14 protein-coding genes are annotated in these 19,262 nt (G+C 62.5%); 6 read left to right on the top strand and 8 right to left on the bottom strand.

What is annotated here, in order from left to right:
• Positions 1–948 (bottom strand): LPS export ABC transporter permease LptF (gene lptF / locus C2U70_RS16385; protein ID WP_140979462.1); only part of this gene is annotated, 948 nt, incomplete at its 3' end.
• Between the two features lie 328 nt (positions 949–1,276).
• Between lptF and C2U70_RS16380 the strand changes: the two genes are divergently transcribed.
• From C2U70_RS16380 to C2U70_RS16365, 4 genes are all read left to right on the top strand, one after another.
• Entirely contained in the window at positions 1,277–2,773 is a 1,497-nt protein-coding gene (locus tag C2U70_RS16380; protein WP_140979461.1) for a leucyl aminopeptidase, read from the top strand.
• Positions 2,773–3,228: a DNA polymerase III subunit chi gene (locus tag C2U70_RS16375; protein WP_140979460.1), complete on the top strand. Its 456-nt coding sequence runs from the start codon at positions 2,773–2,775 to the stop codon at positions 3,226–3,228. The genes C2U70_RS16380 and C2U70_RS16375 overlap by 1 nt, the downstream gene beginning before the upstream one ends.
• A gap of 165 nt (positions 3,229–3,393) precedes the next feature.
• Entirely contained in the window at positions 3,394–3,876 is a 483-nt protein-coding gene (locus C2U70_RS16370) for a hypothetical protein (RefSeq protein WP_186294302.1), read from the top strand.
• Positions 3,877–4,035: 159 nt separating this feature from the next.
• Complete coding sequence (locus C2U70_RS16365; protein WP_186294299.1) at positions 4,036–4,800, top strand: glycosyltransferase; 765 nt, start codon at positions 4,036–4,038, stop codon at positions 4,798–4,800.
• An 8-nt stretch (positions 4,801–4,808) separates the two neighbouring features.
• Here C2U70_RS16365 and C2U70_RS16360 read toward each other — a convergent pair whose 3' ends face one another.
• The 3 genes from C2U70_RS16360 to C2U70_RS16350 all read right to left on the bottom strand — a co-directional run bounded on the left by C2U70_RS16360 (position 4,809) and on the right by C2U70_RS16350 (position 7,356).
• Positions 4,809–6,677, bottom strand: coding sequence for an ABC-F family ATP-binding cassette domain-containing protein (locus C2U70_RS16360; RefSeq protein ID WP_140979457.1), 1,869 nt, complete (start codon positions 6,675–6,677; stop codon positions 4,809–4,811).
• Between the two features lie 52 nt (positions 6,678–6,729).
• The gene (locus C2U70_RS16355) at positions 6,730–6,912 is read right to left on the bottom strand and encodes a hypothetical protein (protein ID WP_140979456.1); all 183 of its coding nucleotides are present in this window, start codon (positions 6,910–6,912) and stop codon (positions 6,730–6,732) included.
• Between the two features lie 195 nt (positions 6,913–7,107).
• Entirely contained in the window at positions 7,108–7,356 is a 249-nt protein-coding gene (locus C2U70_RS16350) for a sulfur globule protein precursor (RefSeq protein WP_140979455.1), read from the bottom strand.
• A gap of 298 nt (positions 7,357–7,654) precedes the next feature.
• Between C2U70_RS16350 and ndk the strand changes: the two genes are divergently transcribed.
• Entirely contained in the window at positions 7,655–8,077 is a 423-nt protein-coding gene (gene ndk / locus C2U70_RS16345; RefSeq protein ID WP_140979454.1) for a nucleoside-diphosphate kinase, read from the top strand.
• A gap of 38 nt (positions 8,078–8,115) precedes the next feature.
• Positions 8,116–8,976: a TerC family protein gene (locus C2U70_RS16340; RefSeq protein ID WP_140979453.1), complete on the top strand. Its 861-nt coding sequence runs from the start codon at positions 8,116–8,118 to the stop codon at positions 8,974–8,976.
• A 17-nt stretch (positions 8,977–8,993) separates the two neighbouring features.
• Here the strand turns inward: C2U70_RS16340 and ppx are convergent, their stop codons facing one another.
• The 4 genes from ppx to C2U70_RS16320 form a co-directional block, all read right to left on the bottom strand.
• Positions 8,994–10,496, bottom strand: a complete 1,503-nt coding sequence (gene ppx, locus C2U70_RS16335; protein ID WP_140979452.1) for an exopolyphosphatase — start codon at positions 10,494–10,496, stop codon at positions 8,994–8,996.
• A gap of 15 nt (positions 10,497–10,511) precedes the next feature.
• Positions 10,512–12,701, bottom strand: a complete 2,190-nt coding sequence (locus tag C2U70_RS16330; RefSeq protein WP_186294301.1) for an RNA degradosome polyphosphate kinase — start codon at positions 12,699–12,701, stop codon at positions 10,512–10,514.
• 247 nt (positions 12,702–12,948) lie between these two features.
• Entirely contained in the window at positions 12,949–18,204 is a 5,256-nt protein-coding gene (locus C2U70_RS16325) for an AAA family ATPase (RefSeq protein ID WP_140979451.1), read from the bottom strand.
• A gap of 286 nt (positions 18,205–18,490) precedes the next feature.
• Complete coding sequence (locus C2U70_RS16320; RefSeq protein WP_140979450.1) at positions 18,491–19,168, bottom strand: DnaA ATPase domain-containing protein; 678 nt, start codon at positions 19,166–19,168, stop codon at positions 18,491–18,493.
• Positions 19,169–19,262 lie beyond the last annotated feature (94 nt).

The following is a 19,262-nucleotide window of genomic DNA, read 5'->3' as shown; positions in this document are numbered from 1 at the left end:
GGCGAGGATCGAGCCGCCGATCGAGAAGTTGCGGCTCTGGCGCGTGGTGCGGGGCGCACCGAGGAAGGCGAAGGTCAGTGCGGCAAAAGCGAACGGATAGAGCGGCGCCATGATGCGGTCGTGCAGCTCCGAGCGGAACTGGCCGGGTACCGACTTGTAGACCGGATCGTCCTCGGCCGGCGACAGCAGCTCCCAGAGATAGCGCTCGCGAATGCCGAGCGTGACGTCACGGCCCTGGTTGGAGAATTTTGACATGTCGAAGGCGTAGCGGCCGAACGCCACCAGCGCCGGGTCGCGCTTGCCGGCCTCGAAGCGCTGCAGATTGCCGTCGTTCAGCACCAGAAACGAGCCGTTGCCGCTTTTGACGACCTCGCCCCGTTCCGCGACGATCGAGATACGCTCCTTGGGATCGCGACGGTCGTCGATGAAGATGCCGGCGAGGATGCCGCCGGGCTGCCGCTCGCGGATCCGGATCGTGAGGTTCTGGTCGAGCTGGGCGAAGCGGCCGGGCTGCAGGATGTTGGTGAGCACGTCGGCCGTGATCTCGGCGTCCCACTGCTTGATGCGGCGCATGCCGTCGGGGGCGAGATAGGCCGCGATGAAGGCGACCAGCAGCGCCACCACGCAGGTGGCGTAGAAGAACGGATAGAACAGCCGCAACGGCGAGAAGCCGGCGGCATTCATCACGATGATCTCGGAATCGGTCGCGAGCTTGTTCAGCGTGTGCGAGATCGCGATCATCAGCGCGATCGGCGAGATGATCAGGATGAGCGCGGGGATCACGAGCCCGGTGATGCCGAGGAAGGTGACGATGGTCTGTCCCTGGCTCGTCATCAGGTCGATGCCGCGCAACGCCTGCGTAATCCAGATCACGCCGGTAAGGCTGACCAGGACGAGCGCAAACGACGCCAGCGTCGTGCGGAAAATATACCTGTCGATCGACCCCATGTGCGACCGTACGATCCCCAACCACAAGCAGCTTTCGGGCTTTCCGACCCAATCCCCGAAAGGGGATCCCCAAGGGCCGATTCAGCGCTCGTCCGCCGACCAATCTCTCACTACCATCCCTTTGATCCGTCAACAAAATGGCTGCCCCATGGCACCCTTAGGATATGGTTAATATTTCCCTCATTGTGGCCTTCCAGCCACTGGCAGCGCTTGGCACGGCCGGCCCCGCCGGGCCATAGTGCGGGAGGATCAGTGAATCGCGGTTCAGGAAGCCGGAGCGGCAGGTTCCGCAAGCGGCAAAAAGTCCCGTCTTTTGGAGGAGTTACCCATGTCCGACGCCGTCAAGGTCGGCTTCGTCCCGTTCTCGGCTGCCGCCCGCGGCATCCTTGTGGTGTTTTGTGACGATAGCCTGAAGTTCGGCCCGGCGACGGCGAAGGCGCTGGGGAAGGCGACCGACCTCGTCAAGCGAGCCGCCGCAGCCGCCCAGTTCAAGGGAAAAAGCGGCGCGGCGCTCGACATCCTGGCGCCGGAGGGATTGAAGATCTCCCGCCTGATCGTGATCGGAACCGGCAAGGCGCAGGCGCTCAAGATCAGCGATTTCCTCAAATTCGGCGGCGTGGTGTCCGGCAAGCTAGGCGCCGGCAAGGACGGCGCGACCATCATGGCCGAATTGCCCGGTGGCGCCATGAGCAACGAGCAACTGGTTGCGGTCGCCTCCGGCCTGCGGCTGCGCGCCTACAAGTTTGATCGCTACAAGACCAAGAAGAAGGAAGGCGAGGAGGGCCCCGTGCACGCCGATGTCTCGCTCGCGGTCGCCGACGTTGCCGCCGCCAGGAAAGCGTTCGCGCCGGCGGGCCACATCGTCGACGGCGTGATCATCGCGCGCGATCTCGTCAACGAGCCGCCGAACGTGCTCTATCCCGAAGAGTTCGCGCGGCGTGCCAGCCAATTGCGCAAGCTCGGCGTCGCGATCGAGGTGCTCGACGTCAAGGCGATGCACAAGCTCGGCATGGGCGCGCTGCTCGGTGTCGGCCAAGGCTCGTCGCGGCCGAGCCGCACCGTCATCATGCGCTGGAACGGCGGCAAGAAGGGCACGGCTCCCGTCGCCTTCATCGGCAAGGGCGTCTGCTTCGACACCGGCGGCATTTCGATCAAGCCGGCCGGCAGCATGGAGGAGATGAAAGGCGACATGGGCGGTGCGGCCTGCGTCGTCGGCTTGATGCACGCGCTCGCCGCGCGCAAAGCCAAGGTCAACGTGGTCGGCGCCATCGGCCTCGTCGAGAACATGCCCGACGGCAACGCGCAGCGTCCCGGCGACATCGTCACCTCGATGTCGGGCCAGACCATCGAGGTCATCAACACCGACGCCGAGGGTCGCCTCGTGCTGGCCGACGTGCTCTGGTACGTGGCCAAGAAGATGAAGCCGAAATTCATGGTGGATCTCGCCACGCTCACCGGCGCCATCATGGTCGCGCTCGGCACCGAGCATGCCGGCATGTTCTCCAACAATGACGAGCTTGCCGACCGGCTCTTGAAGGCCGGGCAGGAGACCGGCGAAAAGGTCTGGCGGATGCCGCTCAGTGCCGAATACGACAAGCTGATCGATTCCCAGTTTGCCGACATGAAGAACACCGGCGGACGCCATGGCGGCTCGATCACGGCCGCGCAGTTCCTGCAGCGCTTCGTCGACAATACGCCCTGGGCGCATCTCGACATCGCCGGCACCGCGATGGGCGCGCCGAAAACCGACATCAACCAGAGCTGGGGATCGGGCTATGGTGTGCGCCTGCTCGATCGCTTGGTGGCCGACCACTACGAGAGCTAATGACCGAAGTCCTGTTCTATCATCTGCAAAACATGTTGGTGGAGAACGTGTTGCCGCCGCTGCTCGAGAAGTCGCTCGAGCGCGGCTGGCGCGTCGTCGTGCAGTCGACGTCGCCGGAACGCGCCGACGCGCTGGATGCGCATTTGTGGACCTATCGCGACGACTCGTTCCTGCCTCACGCGACATGGCGCGCCGGTGACGCGGCAGATCAGCCGATTCTGCTCGCAATCGAGGAGAACAATCCGAATGGCGCCAATGTCCGGTTCCTGATCGACAACGCTGCGCTGCCGCAGGATTCGCAGAGCTACGAGCGCATGGTGCTGCTGTTCAACGGCGACGACCCCGACGCACTGGCCTTGGCCCGTTCCGCCTGGACGGATTGCAAGACGCGGGGATTTGAGGTCACCTATTGGCAGGCCGACGAGCGCGGCCGCTGGCAGCGCAAGGATTCGTAACACCTCGTAATTAATGATAATTTGGAGTTTTCGGGCGAACCTGGCCAAAGAGCCACGGTCGTGCCGCAAAGGGATGTTGGGACAATTGGTTAGGGCTGGACCTTAAAGCGGGGACCTGAGTTTATCGTGCGACATCAAAAGCTTCCCTCGACGCTGATACTGGCGTTGGCTGCCGTTGCGCCGCTTCTTGCAGGCTGCGCCGGCGGCACCGATCTGCTGTCGAAGGACGCCGAATGGTTCAACAAGCCGACCCGGTTCTTCATCAAGAACATCTCGATCGACGCGCCGCCGCTGACGCCTGACAAGCCTGTTACGGCCGAGGATCTCGTCAGCGCCGACGGCGCGTGTCCCGGCATGGTGCCGGCAGGCGCGCCGGCCGACGCCAACGCATCGACCGCCCCGCAGGGCGGCACCGTCGCGCTCGGTCACACCGAATGCGACGTCGTGCGCGGCATCGGCGCGCCCTCGAGCGTCAACCTCTCCAATGATGCCGGCGGCCGACGCGTCGCCGTCGTCACCTGGACGACCGGCCCGCGTGCCGGCATCTACACCTTCACCTCGGGCCGCCTGTCGTCGATCGAAGGCACGCCGGAACAGCCGGTCGCGCCGAAGGCAAAGCCCAAGCCGAAGAAGAAGCAGACGGGCTAGCGCTCCATGCGCTCCGAACAGAAGCCTGTCGTTCGGACGTTCTGGTACGGGCCGTTTTCCCCCTATGAAGCGCTTTGTCTGCGCACATTCATAGCTGCTGGAATCCGTGTCGAACTATTCGCAGATCATCCGATCGCGGATCTGCCGGATGGGGTTGTCTTGCGGGACGCCCGCGAGATCATCGACGACGATGTCTCGTTCTACAGACACGAATTCGACGGGCCGAGCCCGTCGCTTCATTCCAACCATTTTCGCTACGCCCTGCTTGAAAAAGCCGGCGGCTGGTGGATCGACACAGACGTAATGCTCGTCGGCACGGCGCTGCCCGAGGCGGCGAGCTTCGTCGCGCTTCAGACGGAAGACGAGCTGAACGGCGCGGTGATGCATTTCCCGGCCGGCGATCCCCTGATGCGCGCGTGCCGCGAACGCACCGAGGCGCGGGGCGCCGATGCGCGTTGGGGCGAGGTCGGTCCGAAACTGTTGACCGAGCTTCAGCCGCAATTCGCGCCGCATCTGCGGCCCGTGGCGCGTGACATCGCTTATGCGATCGGACCGGAGGAGTTCGAAAAATTTCTGCTGCCCGACGCGTGCGACGAGGTCGAACGCCGCGTGTCGGCATCGACCTTCGTGCATCTCTGGAACGAGATGTGGCGCCGAGCCGGAATTCCCAAGACCATCGCGCCGCCGCGCGGAAGCTGGCTCGATCGCATGTTCGAGCGCCACGGCTTCCAGCCCGAATGGTCGAACCGGCTCGAGCCGGATCATGTGGTTCGCTGGGCCGCGCTGCGCAGGGATCGCGACCATGCCGGCCACTGGAATCACGTGCACTATCAGGAGCTCACGCGCCTGCGCGCGGAAAACGGAGCAAGACGCGGGATGCTGTCGCGCCTCGTGGCGCGATTCCGATCGGCGCGGAAGGATTGATCGAGGGCTCAGGCCGTCGACGACGCCTCGTCGAACTGCGCACTCGCGTCCAGCCATTGCTCCTCCGCGCGGGCCAGCGCGTCGGCGGCGTTGGCGCGTGCTTTTGAGAGTTGCGCGGCCTGCTTGGGATCGCGGGTAAAGATGTCGGGCAGCGAGAGCGCGGCGTCGATCTTGGCGATGATCTCGGTGATGCGCGCGATCTCGGTCTCGGCGTCCGCGATGCGCTTCTTCAGCGAGCCGCGGCCGTCGTTCCGGCTGCGCTGCGGCTTTTCGATCGTTCCGTTGCGCTCGCGCGGGCTTGCGTCGGCGCTGCGGGCCGAAAGCACGACCCGGCGGTAATCGTCGAGATCGCCGTCAAAATTGGTCACGGTGCGGTCGGCGACGAGCCAGAGCTGATCGGCGCAGGCCTCGATCAGATAGCGGTCGTGCGAGACCATGATGACGGCGCCGGGAAAGTCGTTGATCGCTTCCGCCAGTGCCGCGCGGCTGTCGATATCGAGATGGTTGGTCGGCTCGTCCAGGATGATCATGTTGGGGCCGAAGAAGGTGGCGAGCCCCAAGAGCAGGCGCGCCTTCTCGCCGCCCGACAATTTGCCGGCCGGGGTGTCGGCGGCCTTGCCGGAAAAGCCGATCGCGCCGCAACGCGCGCGAATCTTTGCTTCCGGCGCTTCGCCCATCAGCTTGCGAACGTGGTCGTAGGTCGAGGCGTCGACGTTCAGCTCGTCGAGCTGATGCTGCGCAAAATAGGCGATCGACAATTTGTCGGCGCGTGTCACCTTGCCCGAGAACGGCGCGAGGCGGCCTGCCAGCAGCTTCACCAGCGTCGATTTGCCGTTGCCGTTGGCACCCAGGAGCGCGATGCGGTCGTCATTGTCGATGCGTAAGGTGACGCGGCTCAGCACCGGGCTCGCCGCATCGTAGCCGACGGTGGCGTTGTCGACCGCGATGATCGGCGGCGACAGCGTCTTCTCCGGCGGCGGAAAGCTGATCTCGTGGACTTCGTCGGTCACCAGAGCGGTGATTGGCTTCAGCCGTTCCAGCATCTTGACGCGCGACTGGGCCTGGCGGGCCTTTGAGGCCTTGGCCTTGAAGCGGTCGACAAAGGCCTGCAGGCGCGCGCGCTCGGCTTCCTGGCGCTTGATCGCCTTGGCATCGAGCATCTCGCGCGCGGCGCGCTGCTCCTCGAACGAGGAGTAGGAGCCCTTGTAGAGCGTGAGCTTGCCGCGCTCCAGATGCAGGATCTGATCGACCGAGCTTTCCAGGAGGTCGCGGTCGTGGCTGACCACGATCACGGTGCGCGGATAATGCGCAAGGTGATCCTCCAGCCACAGCGTGCCTTCGAGGTCGAGATAATTGGTGGGCTCGTCGAGCAGCAGCAGATCGGGGACTGCGAACAGGGTCGCGGCAAGCGCCACGCGCATGCGCCAGCCGCCGGAAAATTCCGAGCACGGCCGTTGCTGATCGCTCGCGGAGAAACCGAGGCCGCTGAGGATCGCAGCCGCGCGGGCAGGGGCGGAGTGCGCATCGATATCGACGAGGCGGGTCTGGATTTCGGCGATGCGGTGCGGATCGTCCGCGGTCTCGGCCTCGCGCAGCAGTGCGTCGCGCTCGAGGTCGGCTTTGAGCACCACCGTGATCAGGCTCTCGGGTCCGTCAGGGGCTTCCTGGGCGAGGCTGCCGACCTGCCAGCGCGGGGGCAGGGTCACCGTGCCGGATTCGGCCGCAAGCTCGCCGCGGATCACCTTGAACAGCGTCGACTTGCCGGTGCCGTTGCGCCCGACCAGGCCGACGCGCGAACCGGGCGTGATCTGCGCGGAACTCTGGTCGATCAGCAGGCGTCCGGCGAGCCGGACCGAAAGGTCGGTAATGGTGAGCATGCGGCCTTGTCACCGCAAGGACGCGCAAACGCAACCCCGTTTTCGTCGGGTTCTAGTTGCGTCGGTCGCCGTCCCGGTCGCGCTTGCGGAGCTCGTCGAGCAGATGCTCCAGATGCGAGGTCAGCTTTGGTTCGGGCCGAAGGCTCTGCTGCAGCCGTTCGCCCACGGCATCGCAGATCGATCGGCTGGTGCGCCGGTCGATTTGTTCGCTGTCATTGGCGAAAAGGCCTGACATGGCAGGGGTTCCACTGGTTCGGTTGCGTGTCCCTCTACCAAGTCGCGGAAGCCGAATTAGTTTCGCGGACCGCGAAGGACAGCCCCGCGCTCCCGTCAGGATTGTGTGATTTTGAACATCTGCCCCAAGAAAAAGCCCCGGCGGGGGCACGCCGGGGGCTTAGGTCGACTCTGGGAAGGGAAGGTGCTGACGGCCTCAATAGCAGCGGTTGATCAGGCGCCAGCGCGGTCCCCAGGGGGTCGGGACCAGCCGGCGGACATAGCAGCCGCCATAACCGTAGGAGACGGGGCCGCCGACATAGAAGCGCGGGGCGCCCCAGCCACCGCCGTGCCAGCCACCATGCCAGCCGCCGCCATGCCAGTGGGCGGACGCGGCGGTCGGGGCAAGCGCGGCGGCACCCAGCGACACCGCAGCGATCGCAGCAAGCGAAAGTTTCCTGAACATGGTGTTCTCCTCAAAACTGCCGGCGCGGGGCTATCGCGTCGATGGAATGGCCGCCGAAACGCCTCATCACGGGGAGAATTGCGTTCCGATGGGGCCCACTCTAGGCGCCAGACCCTGAACCGAACCCTGACGGACCCTGCAGATTGGGTTCATCTGCGTGAAATTATTGTAATTCCACGCCCCTTGCCCCCGCGGCGATACGCCCGTGGCGGCTGTTTTGGGGTCGCTTGCCGTTCGCCGAAGGCGCCGATATAAGCCCCGCAACTCCTCCCCACCGCTATTCCCTAAGGACAAGATCATGGCGATTGAACGCACCTTCTCGATCATCAAGCCCGACGCGACCGCCCGTAACCTGACCGGCGCCGTCAATGCCGTGATCGAAAAGGCCGGCCTGCGCATCGTCGCCCAGAAGCGCATCCGCATGACCAAGGAGCAGGCCGAGACCTTCTATGCCGTCCACAAGGCGCGTCCGTTCTTCGGCGAGCTCGTCGAGTTCATGACCTCCGGCCCGGTCGTCGTGCAGGTGCTGGAAGGCGAGAACGCCATCGCCAAGTACCGCGACGCGATGGGCGCGACCGATCCGTCCAAGGCGGCCGACGGCACCATCCGCAAGCTCTACGCAAAATCGATCGGCGAGAACTCGGCGCACGGTTCGGATGCGCCGGAGACCGCCGCGATCGAGATCGCGCAGTTCTTTTCGGGCAACGAGATCGTCGGCTGATCGTTCAGCCGGCGCGCTAAGGGGCGAAAGGAAGCATTGTGAGCTGGCTTTGGCAGATCTTCGATCCCGCCACGATCGGGTCGTTCTTCACCCAGTTTCGCAATGAAATGGCCGAGCCCACGTTCTGGGTCGCGGTCGGCAAGATCATCTGGATCAACATCCTGTTGTCGGGCGACAACGCGCTGGTGATTGCGCTCGCCTGCCGCGGCCTCAAGCCAAAGCACCGCTTGTGGGGCATGATCTTCGGCGCCGGCGCCGCCGTGATGCTGCGGATCATCTTCACCGGCATCGTTGCGAGCCTGATGGCGCTGCCGTACCTCAAGCTGGTCGGCGGTCTCGCGCTGATCGTGATCGCGGCCAAGCTGCTGGTGCCGGAAAACGAGAACGAGGACGACGTCGAATCGGCCTCGCATCTCTGGCAGGCGATTCAAATCGTCGTCGTCGCCGACATCGTGATGAGCCTCGACAACGTGATCGCGGTGGCCGCGGCTGCGAACGGCAGCGTGCCGCTGCTGATCCTCGGCCTCGCCATCAGCGTTCCCCTGATCGTCGCGGGTGCAGCGCTGATCATGGCGCTGCTGACCAAGCTTCCCGTGCTGGTCTGGGCCGGTGCGGCGCTGCTCGGCTGGATCGCAGGCGAGGTGATCGCGACCGATCCCGGCGTCGAGCCGTGGTTGCATACGCTGTTCGCAGGCCCCGTGGGGGTGGCGCTCGACTCGGCACTGGCCGTGCTGCGCATTCCGCCGCAATTCGCTCATGCCGGACCTGCCGCCGAATATCTCTGCGCCTTGCTCGGTGTGATCGTGGTGCTGGTGGTCGGCTACATCTGGCGACGGCGCAGCCTCAGCCAGGCCGCGCTGGAAGCCTCCGAGCAACACGCCAAGGCTTCTGCCGAATAGAGGCGTCGCCCGAGTAATTAGCGCCGCACGATCGACCCTGACCGGCCGATCAGGCGTGCGAGCTGCTTGAAGCGGCCGCCGACGCGGTCGGCGACGAGGTCGCCGAGCCTGTGCTCGAACACCAGCATCAGCTTGCGGCCCAGGCTGCGGAAATGGGTGGCCGGCAGCACGCCCGGCCGTGCCGCCGAGATCAGATGCGCGACGCGGAATGCGGCCCCCAGCAGGCGCGCGCGTTCGAGCTGGGCCGGCGTCAAGAGCTCCTGCATCGTCTGCGGCGGCTGGTTCTCCTCGCTCAGGCCCGCATAGCGGTAGAACACGGACAGGCCGACGAAGGCGCGCTCCTGGTGATCGATTGCGCCGAAATTGCCGTTGACGACGAGGCTCAGCGTCTGCTCGCCGCGGTGGTCCGGATGCACGCGCCAGCCGATATCCGACAAGAGGCACGCGGTGTGGCGCAGGCGGCGGTCTTCCTCGGTCTCGCGCAGCTTGACCACGCGCACGAAGCGGTCGGTCCATTCGATCAGCTCGCGGGCATGGCGCGCCGAGCGCGACAGCAATTGGTTCAGCTCCTCGGCGGCGCAGATCAGCCCGTCCTTGGCGCGCTCGGTCTCCGACAGTTTTTCGTGCAGCAGGCCTTCGCGCACGCCGAAGGTCGAGAACACGATCTGCTTCGGCTTGGCCACGCGGATGATGTGCTCGAGCACCAGCGCGGCATAGGTGAGGAGCGGGCGGCGGGCATCGGCGACGACCTCGATGTCCGCGAGCATGTTCGCCGCCGCCAGCCGGCGTAGTCGCCGCACGAAGTCGAGCGCTTCGGCTGCGGGGATCGAATAGCCGTGCATGACCTGGAGCGGATAGCCGCTCTGGATGATGTGGATGCGGGCGAGTGCGCGCCAGGTGCCGCCGACCGCGTAGAAGGTGCGGCCGCGGCCGGCCTTGAGCTGCGGCACGTCGGCGAATTCCTCGCGCACGATCCGGTCGGCGCGCTTGAGCGATTTATGCGCGAGATCCTGCAGCGCGAGACCACCGAGCGGCAGCGTCACGCCGCTGCGGACGCTGTTCCTGTGCACCTCGATCAGTTCGAGCGAGCCGCCGCCGAGATCGCCGACGATACCGTCGGGATGGTGGATGCCGGAGACCACGCCGAGCGCCGACAGCCGCGCCTCGCGCGGGCCGGACAGGATCTCGATCTTGACGCGGCAGATGCGCTCCGCCTTGGCAATGAAATCCGCCCCGTTGGAGGCGTCACGGCACGCGGCGGTCGCGATCGCGTAGACGCGGCCGACCTGCATCACCCGGATCAGCGCGTTGAAGCGCTTGAGCGAGGTCAGCGCCTTGTCGACGGCATCAGGCGCGAGCAGGCCGGTGCTCTGAACCTCGCGGCCGAGCCCGCATAGCGTCTTCTCGTTGAAGATCGGAATGAGACTCCGCGCCAGCGCCTCGTAGACCACGAGACGCACCGAGTTGGAGCCGATGTCGACGACCGCGACGCTCGCGCCGCGTTTGCGCGGTCGTGTCACGACGACAATCCCCGATCAGGATTGATGACGTTCGTTCCGGCGCGTGAGGCGGCGCGGAGAGGATTCCTTGAGCGACTTTCCACGGCCAGACAGACTCGGATTCGTCATGAAGTAATTGTGCACGTTGAACGGCTCTTCGCCCTTCGCGGCCTTCATACGCGTTGAGGACCCGTCCGGCAACAATTGCCAGCTCTGCTCATTGTCCTTGAGATTCGCGACCATGATCTGTTCGAGAACCTGCTGATGCACCGTGGGATTTTGCAGCGGACAGAGCACCTCGACGCGGCGGTCGAGGTTCCGCGGCATCATGTCGGCCGACGAGATATACACAGCCGCTTTGGTGCTCGGCAGGCCCTGGCCCATGCCGAAGCAGTAGATGCGGCCGTGTTCGAGGAAGCGGCCAATGATCGATTTGACACGGATGTTCTCCGACAGGCCGGGAATGCCGGGCCGGAGGCAACAGATACCGCGGATCACGAGCTCGACCTGAACGCCGGCCTGCGAGGCCTCGTAGAGCGCGTCGATGATGTCGGGATCAACCAGGGAGTTCATCTTCATCCAGACCGCGCCGGGCCGGCCGTGCCGCGCATGCGCCGTCTCGCCCTGGATGTGCTCGATGACGCGCTTGCGCAGGGTTAGCGGCGACACCGCCATCTTTTCGAGGTCGCTCGGCGCCGCATAACCAGTGATGAAATTGAAGACGCGGGCGGCATCGCGCCCGATGGTCGGATCCGACGTGAAGTAGGAGAGGTCGGTGTAGATGCGCGCGGTGACGGGGTGGTAGTTGCCCGTGCCGGTGTGAACGTAAGTCGTGAGGCTGCCGCCCTCGCGGCGCACGACCATCGAGAGCTTCGCGTGCGTCTTCAGTTCGAGGAAGCCGTACACGACCTGGACGCCGGCGCGCTCGAGGTCGCGTGCCCAGCGGATGTTGGCTTCTTCGTCAAAGCGCGCCTTCAGCTCGACCAGGGCGGTGACGGACTTGCCTGCTTCTGCTGCTTCCGCGAGCGCACGAACGATCGGCGAGTTGTTGGAGGTGCGGTAGAGCGTCTGCTTGATCGCGACGACATCAGGATCGCGGGTCGCCTGCTGCAGGAACTGCACCACGACGTCGAAGGACTCGTAAGGGTGGTGGACGATCAGGTCCTTTTGCCGGATCGCGGCAAAGATGTCGCCGCCATGCTCGCGCACGCGCTCGGGATGGCGCGGCACATAAGGGGTGAATTCGAGGTCGGGGCGATCGAGCCGCGTGAGCTGTGACAGCTCGTTCATGGCGAGGACGCCATCCACCAGGAATGCCTCGTCGTCGGCAGCGGACAGCGCGTGCTGCACGAAGCCGCGCAATTCCTCCGGCATCTTGGCGTCGATCTCGAGCCGTATCACCGATCCGCGGCGGCGGCGCTTGAGCGCGGTCTCGAACAGGCGGACGAGGTCTTCGGCCTCTTCCTCGATTTCCAGTTCGGAGTCGCGGATGATGCGGAACGTGCCCTGGCCGCGAACGGTGTAGCCGGGGAACAGGCGGTTGATGAACAGGCTGGTGGCCTGCTCCAGCGTGATCAGCCGCACCTTGCCTTCACCGGGCATGCGGATGAAGCGGTCGATCTTGCCGGGCATGCGGATCAGCGCGTTCATCGCCTTGCCGTCGGCGGTGCGCGTGAGCTGCAACGCGATGGTGAAGCCGAGGCTCGGGATGAACGGGAAGGGGTGGGCGGGGTCGATCGCGAGCGGGGTCAGCAGCGGGAAGACGTTGTGGAGGAAGTAGTCCTCGACCCAGCTGCGCTCCGCCTTGGTGACGTCCTTGCCGTCCACCAGCACGATGCCCACCTCGGCCAGCGTGCCGCGCAGATCGCCCCAGATCGCCTGCTGGTCGGTCGCAAGCTGCGAGACGGTACGGTTGATCAGCGCGAGCTGCTCGGACGGGGTCAGGCCGTCGGGGCTGCGCTCGGCGATGCCTTCGCGGACCTGGGCCTTGATGCCGGCCACGCGGACCATGAAGAACTCATCAAGGTTATTTGCCGAAATCGACAGGAATCGCACCCGCTCCAGCACGGGATGGCTGCCGTTGACCGCTTCCTCGAGCACGCGGCGATTGAAGTGCAGCCAGGAGAGCTCGCGATTGATGAACCGTTCGGGGCTCTTGGCAATCGCCGGAACGCTTGGCTCTGCCTGCTCTTTTTCTTTTATTTCAATGGCTTGCGCGGAGTCCATGAGAAGTCGATCCATCTTCTTACACCTGTTGTGCGACTTATGCGCAGAACCGGCGAGAACCATGTGTTAGCGCGATGACGTTTCGATGACATTGAGGTTCCGGGAGCCGTCGGCGTCAAGCGGGAGCAACAGCCGGCCGGATCGTCAGAGGTGAGCGTCCGGCTAGGGTACGTACCGTCGCAATTGGAGCGATTCTAGCGGCTGGGGTTAGGGCGCGTGCGTCTCAAGAGAGAAATCGAGCCCGGTCCTAGCCCGCGCTACCCGTCCGTCGCCGCCTACGTGTAGGTGTGCGTCTCGGCAATCTTCGGCGTATCGGAGGGGCCCCCGGACGAAAGCGGCTGTCCACCTGATCCAGCGTTTCACGAGCGGTATATGCGTTAATTGATAGAAGTTGCTCGAAGATCTGGAGGCCGGTCTCCCGCGTGCGTGAACCTAGCCGGTGCAATGTAATTGCGATGTCCACGAGTTCCGGAGCTATCGCAGCTTCAGACGTTCGAAGGTCACCTAAATCTGACTTCCATTTGTCCACGAGAGCCTTTGCTATCGTCCCGACCAAGACCGCCTCATGTGGAAGCAATGTTTGGAGCCGTTGAGTGACAAACGAAGACCGGAACCTTGGCTGATGTGGAATTGCGTCCGCAATCGCATGCAATATCCGCACCCAGTCCAGATCAGGCGTGATTTCATCGGCCAGTCGGAAGAGGTCAACGATAGCGTGCCATGTGCTTTCGCTGGAATTAAAGCAGAGCAACGCAACGACTTTTGACGCCTGCTCCTTCTTATCCGCCTCTGCGAATGCGTGGACTGCGGCGAAGGCGGCTCCCGTTCTCGACGGGGCAGAAGGGTCACTCGCTAGAATGCCATTTAAGAACTCAGTCGCCCATTGAAGCTGCGGCTGCACGAGTGCAATCAATGTTGCAAGTTCCCCGAATGCCTGTTGCACGAATTCGGATTGATTTCCTTTCCATTCATCCAGAATTTCGCGCACGAGATCCGGCACAGTCCAGTGGAGTTGTGCGAGTAGGATAGCGGCTTCCTGATTGACCGCGATGCCTGGATATTTCGCGAAGAGGGCCTTGTAGAAAAGGCTCAATGCGGTCTTATCGTCCGCTCGAATGAACGGGAAAAGCCGGAACAACGCAAGCCAGACCTTCTCTTGCTCCTGCCGTTCAAGGTGTTCGTTCAGTACGGTCAGGGCGCCCGTATAGTCTTGGCGTTGTAAGTAGACGCGTATTATCGCCTCAAGGATCGGATAGTTTCCATTTGGAAGGATTGAAATTCCTCCCATGCCAAAAAGAATGCTTTCATCTTTACGCTCCGCCGCATTCTCAGGCTTGTCTTCCGATTCTAGCTCTTCTTCTTTTGACGTGGCGACTTCAGCCGCAGGGGTAAGTTCAAGCCACTTCTTGAGAAGAGCAAGAGTATCATCATCAATTTTGAGTTCTCGATTCAAAAGTTTTTGAACGGCGTGGGCTACCTCGCCGCGATACTCTTCACCATCAAATCCGCGCTCCTCCAACTCCTTGACAAGAGTCAAAATCGGCTCCGGCGCAGCAGTCTCGGCCATCGCATCAATGGCGTAGCCTGCAGCGCGGGTACCAGCCTCGGGCGGAAACCGCCTTATAATATTTAGCGCGCGTTCCGGATTTGACTTTGCAAACTCGGCAAAGGATCTGGAGAGCTGAACGTTTCCGCCCCGCATCCAGCTTGTTGGATTATCCCAGCCGGTTGAGTCAGGAAGCTTGTCGAAGGCGTTTAGAATGTCTTCGTCATCCGCTCGGTCGATCTCGTTCGCCGACATTGAGGGGCCAACCCAACGAGGCCCGGTGAAGGTCGCTCCGCGTTTCGAATCGCCAAACTTGCGTTCTCCTTCCTTGACCAAAGCATCGGCATCTTTCGGCAGGCGGTCTCTTGGCAGAGACGACAGCAACTCGTATCGAATTCGGTCAACATATCGATGAAACGCCTGCCGAGATTGCGCGTCTCGCCCAGCGTCAGGTGCCGGCGCGAACGAACTCACCGTCTTTGCAAAATGGTGAATCTGCTCATCGCTCCAGAAGGAAGCAGCGGCTTGAATCAGCCGCTTTGAGGTGCCCGATAAGTCCTCGGTATTCCCGAGATCAAAACGCTTGTGATTAGCAAGCAGGAATTCGTAGGCTCTGGAAGCATATCGCTCAGCTTGCGTTGCCATTGCATGGGCTAAGAGGCGCTGTACGGGCGCGAAATCTTCCTGTTCTACGCTGGAAAGCCAATTCAGGAAGGCTGATTGATCGCTGGCGGCCCAGGACTCTACGGCAACGCGGAGGCTGCCCAGCAAGGGATGTTCTGGTAAATCGAGCGTTCCCTCATCTTCAAATCGAAAATCGAGTATGTATGAAAGTGGGTAAGATAGTTCGCTTCCCTTATCTTCCTTATAGTTTTGAATTGCCTTTAGAGCATCTTCGAACCAAGGCCAGAAGTGAGCAATAAAATTGCCCGGATTGATCTTTGCCAATGCTTCCAAGGAGTCCCAGCCTTCAGATCTCTCCACGAGCCTGACGATGGCCTCGGACGGGGATTTCATATATCTAGCGAGATCAGACTTGCCTTGGGTGTCCTCGGATTTGGCGCGTTCGGCAGCTTCATTCAACGCATGCGCCAACAAGCGGCGCAGACGCATTGCGACCAATTGCATAGCGAAGTCTTGATGGTCTTCGCCGATTGTCGAGATCAAATGGTCGAAGGCGAATGGCGAAATGTCCGTGCGTTCGATGATGGCAGTCGCAATGCCAGTGGATGCTTCCGTCCATGGCTTGACATCCAGCAAAACATTCCACGCATAAAAATCGAATGCGCTGTGAGGCAACCAGTATTTTTCCAGCAGGGCGACTACCGCGCTCGCCGCAAATTCGCTTGCGCGTGAGAGCAAGGTGGTGGCCACGTTCGCTTCAGTCTCGTCCGCCATCGCTCGCGCGATTTCGGTGTCTTTGAAATACTCAAACCAGCCTGGACTGCCGATCAATGATTGCAGCGCGATTCGTCTTTCTTCGGAAGACAAGGCCTCCTGCATGATTTCTGCTTCGGGAGGGATTGGCGCAGACTGTTGACCCAAGAATTCAAGTAGGAGATGTCGCAGATGGAGGCGCAACTGCGGCAGCCGCCAGATTGTCAGAAGCTCAGGTGCGTAGCTGGCAGGTTCCACCTCTCTTAGGTAGGTCAAGGCGGCCCACATCTTGGGGCGGATGAACAACGAGTTTGTGCGCTCGCGGACATAAGCAGAAAGTCGCCCCTTCTTTTGAGCGAAGGCTCGGGCAAGCGCATGGTCGAAGATCGTTTGATGCGAAAAGCCTATGCTTCCGGGAGTTCCAGTCGGTTGGGTCAGGATTCTTTCGGCGAGCAAAATCTTCAGTTCTTCTATCTCGTCGTCATAACGCGAACCGGCGAGCCAAAGAGTTTCGCGCTCAGCCATGTCTTCAGCAATGCGCCCTGCAAGGCGCGAAAGGCGGCCTCCGTTTTGACGTTGCAAAATTCGGTCGGTCCATAGCCGTTCAAGCATCTTCTGATAGTTGGTGAACGGCTCTGCTTTTGATGCGTTCGGCAGGCGAAGGTAGGTGGCAAGGGATTGTGGCGAGCGCATCACTTGCTGAGCATCAGCAGGCCAGCCCGCAGCTTGGATGCCGTTTTCCTCGAGAATTTTTAGAATGGTACTCCACGGCGGCAGCTCCAACACCACACTCTCGGCCTGAATGGTTTTCAAGCGCGCGTCATGCTCGTACTCGAACCTTCTGGCGGACAGCACTACACGGACGTTTCGGCGGTTTCCTAGCGCGCGAACGAGATTCAGAAGGACGCTAAGGCGACCCGTTCGAAGATCGACATATCCGGCGAGAGCATCAAGCTGATCGACGAGGAGGAACACTGGCCCCCGATAAGAAAGCCGCTCAAGCATACGGCTCGGCAAGTCGGGGAGTCCGAGGTCATGCTTCAGATCCTCCTCGGTAGCGGTGCCGGCGTCGAGAAAATCTGCCTTGATGGCAAGAAACGGAATTTCTCTGCTCCGAAGTTCGTGCGCCAGCGCAGCGAGCAGAGCCGTCTTGCCGGAGCCGGGATCCCCGAGAAGGGCTTTTGCATGACCAGAGTCATTATCGTCTGTCTTCAGAAGCTGGAACAGTTCAGGCCGTTCAATGGACGTTCCGTCTGGCAGGGACCGCGGCCATTCCAACACAGGCGCTGAGGCTTGCAGGAGGATTGCGGCGTCAGAGAGCGCGGCGTCGAAGTCCTCTTTGGTTGCGACGCTAAGAAGGTCGGCGCCACACTCATCAAGGAAGACCGATTTTGCCCGCGCTGAGCGCAGCGACACCAGGTCTGCAGGGGCGGCATCCACGAAGAGGTGAAACGATCCAACTTGGGTCCCTGCGATCTCTATCGTGGGATTGCCGGTAATGTTCCGAGCTGCTTCGACCAGTTGGCGCTGCTTGTCGGGAGGGAAGTCGGCCTCATCGCCAGCGAAATTGAGGACGAGCATCCGTCTTGCGATGGGTTTGTAGGCAATTGTCGCATTATCGTCTTTGCGGGCCGTGTCGGATGTACCGCCATCGGGGTTGGGCTTAGCCTCGGCCAGGGGAACGCCCGTTTTCGGCGAGGCGGTCGGTGGCACGACGATCGCGCGCGTTTCGGGAGGCCGACGATTCTCGCCCCAGAGGTCCAGCACTTCATACGCAAAAGCTGCACCGTGCGCGGCGGCGATTGGCTGGTGAATCTTGTCGAGAGCGGGATCTTTCCCGGCGCGGTCGTCAGAGATCCCGCGAATAACAACGCACGGAGTCTCTTCACTGAACGCGGCAAACATTGCACCATAGCCTTCCATCTCCAAAGCCGTGGCATCCTGGTAATCGCTCGTGATGTGGGCTTCGAGGGACGATTTGATATCCGCAGATACGGATTCGACCGATACGATCTGAGCAACTCTCGCTGTGGGCGGAAATGGTTGCGGATAATCCTTGTGGTCGGGGCTGATGCCTCCATAGGGCGGGGTCAGCCGTTCATGCCAACGCCCGTCTCGCGCGACTTTTTTCACGAAACCCAGAAGCTGGCGATTGATGGGGATATCCCGGGGCCTCCCCTGGAATTCTCCGTCCTTGTATTTGCCGACGTAAGGCCAGTAAACGTGTTCTGCGACTACGACGCTTCCAATCGGCGCATCGTCAGATTTTCGCGTCGCAGCAACCCCAACAAGGACAATCAGCTCAAACGGCCCAAACTGGCTGCATGTGTGGGTGACAAGCTGAGACGCCTGGTGGTTCCCGGGGCCACTTTCACCGACAACGACGAGCCAGTCTGATCCGGTCCCGGAAAAATGACCGAGTTCGAGGACGTTGCCATCGCGGCTTTGGCAGGATGCCACATGCTTCGTAAAGCGCCGGACTTCGGCCATCTCCAAAGGAAGGGCCGTGACAATGAGAACGCGCCGCCATCCTGCTGCGTCCGCACCGGCTAAAACCTCCTTTGGATCATGGAACTTCATAAGCAGCTTACCTCATGGTCTCACCAGACCCTCGGCGGCTGCTGACGCTGATACGGGCTGGACAAAGCGCTTCCTGTGGTGCCGTTTTGTTCTCTGCTATCTAGCGGATTGGCAGGGCCCAGTCGACAGATAAGTCATTGGCAACGAAGCGATACCTTCGTTCTCGCTCCAGCCGTGGTTGAACGCCATGATCGCAGGCAAGGTGTTTGCCGGAGACCCAGGAACAGGTATCCGGACGAATTTTGGTGTTTGTGCCTGTCGTGCACGTTGCTGTCGCGTATTGCCATCAAACGTTGCGGAGCAACTCGGCCGCCAGCGCCCGGGTCACCGGGCGGCCCTGCCGCAGCGCCTCGCTGTCCAGGAGGTCGACCGCTTGGCGGGCGGCGGCCTGGGAACGCTCCAGGCGGGTGGCGAGGTAGCTCACCACGCTCTCATCCACGGCCAATTGCCGGTCGGCGCAGAACTTGACGATCAGGGCGCGGAACAACTGGTCGTCGGGCGGCGACAGCGACACCGCCGGCACGGCGCGCAGGCGCGAGCGCAGGTCGCGCAATTCGATCTCAAGCGCCGCCGGCAGCTCGCGGCCGGTCAGCAGCACATAGGCGCCGTCCTCGCGCGCGAGGTTGAGCAGGTGGAACAGCGCGCGCTCGTCGAAGTCGCCGGCCTTCAGATCTTCCACAACGAGCGCGCCTGTCGCGAGCGCGGCCGGCACGTTCGCTGATGTCAGGGCATTGGCGGTGGTGGAGCGCGCGCCCGCTTCCTCGGCCCAGATCGCGGCGAGGTGGCTTTTGCCGGAACCTTCCGGTCCCGCCAGCCACATGACCCGGTTCGGCCATTCCGGCCAGCGATCGATCAGCGCGAGACCGGCGGCGTTGGCAGGGCCTTCCAGAAAATTGTCCCGGCTCAGGCTCTCCGCATGCGGGAGCGCGAAGGCCAATTGACGGGGATGAACGCGGCCTGCCACGCTTTGCTTGCTCCTGCCGGATCAGCCGGCGTTGTTCGATTGCCAAATGGCGTTACGCCGGACGAGTTAGCCTTTTGCGGGGCCGATCCTGTTT

This window comes from Bradyrhizobium guangdongense, from assembly GCF_006483445.1.
In the GTDB taxonomy this organism is placed as follows: domain Bacteria; phylum Pseudomonadota; class Alphaproteobacteria; order Rhizobiales; family Xanthobacteraceae; genus Bradyrhizobium; species Bradyrhizobium guangdongense_A.
Note: the sequence above shows the minus strand (reverse complement) of the source record. Positions and strands in the feature narration are given on the sequence as shown.

What these genes read in the sequence shown, in the direction of transcription:
- C2U70_RS16380 (WP_140979461.1), top strand. Translation starts at nt 1,277, where the DNA reads ATGTCCGACGCCGTCAAGGTCGGCTTCGTCCCGTTCTCGGCTGCCGCC.
- C2U70_RS16375 (WP_140979460.1), top strand. Translation starts at nt 2,773, where the DNA reads ATGACCGAAGTCCTGTTCTATCATCTGCAAAACATGTTGGTGGAGAAC.
- C2U70_RS16360 (WP_140979457.1), bottom strand. Translation starts at nt 6,677, where the DNA reads ATGCTCACCATTACCGACCTTTCGGTCCGGCTCGCCGGACGCCTGCTG.
- C2U70_RS16355 (WP_140979456.1), bottom strand. Translation starts at nt 6,912, where the DNA reads ATGTCAGGCCTTTTCGCCAATGACAGCGAACAAATCGACCGGCGCACC.
- C2U70_RS16350 (WP_140979455.1), bottom strand. Translation starts at nt 7,356, where the DNA reads ATGTTCAGGAAACTTTCGCTTGCTGCGATCGCTGCGGTGTCGCTGGGT.
- ndk (WP_140979454.1), top strand. Translation starts at nt 7,655, where the DNA reads ATGGCGATTGAACGCACCTTCTCGATCATCAAGCCCGACGCGACCGCC.
- C2U70_RS16330 (WP_186294301.1), bottom strand. Translation starts at nt 12,701, where the DNA reads ATGGACTCCGCGCAAGCCATTGAAATAAAAGAAAAAGAGCAGGCAGAG.
- C2U70_RS16325 (WP_140979451.1), bottom strand. Translation starts at nt 18,204, where the DNA reads ATGAAGTTCCATGATCCAAAGGAGGTTTTAGCCGGTGCGGACGCAGCA.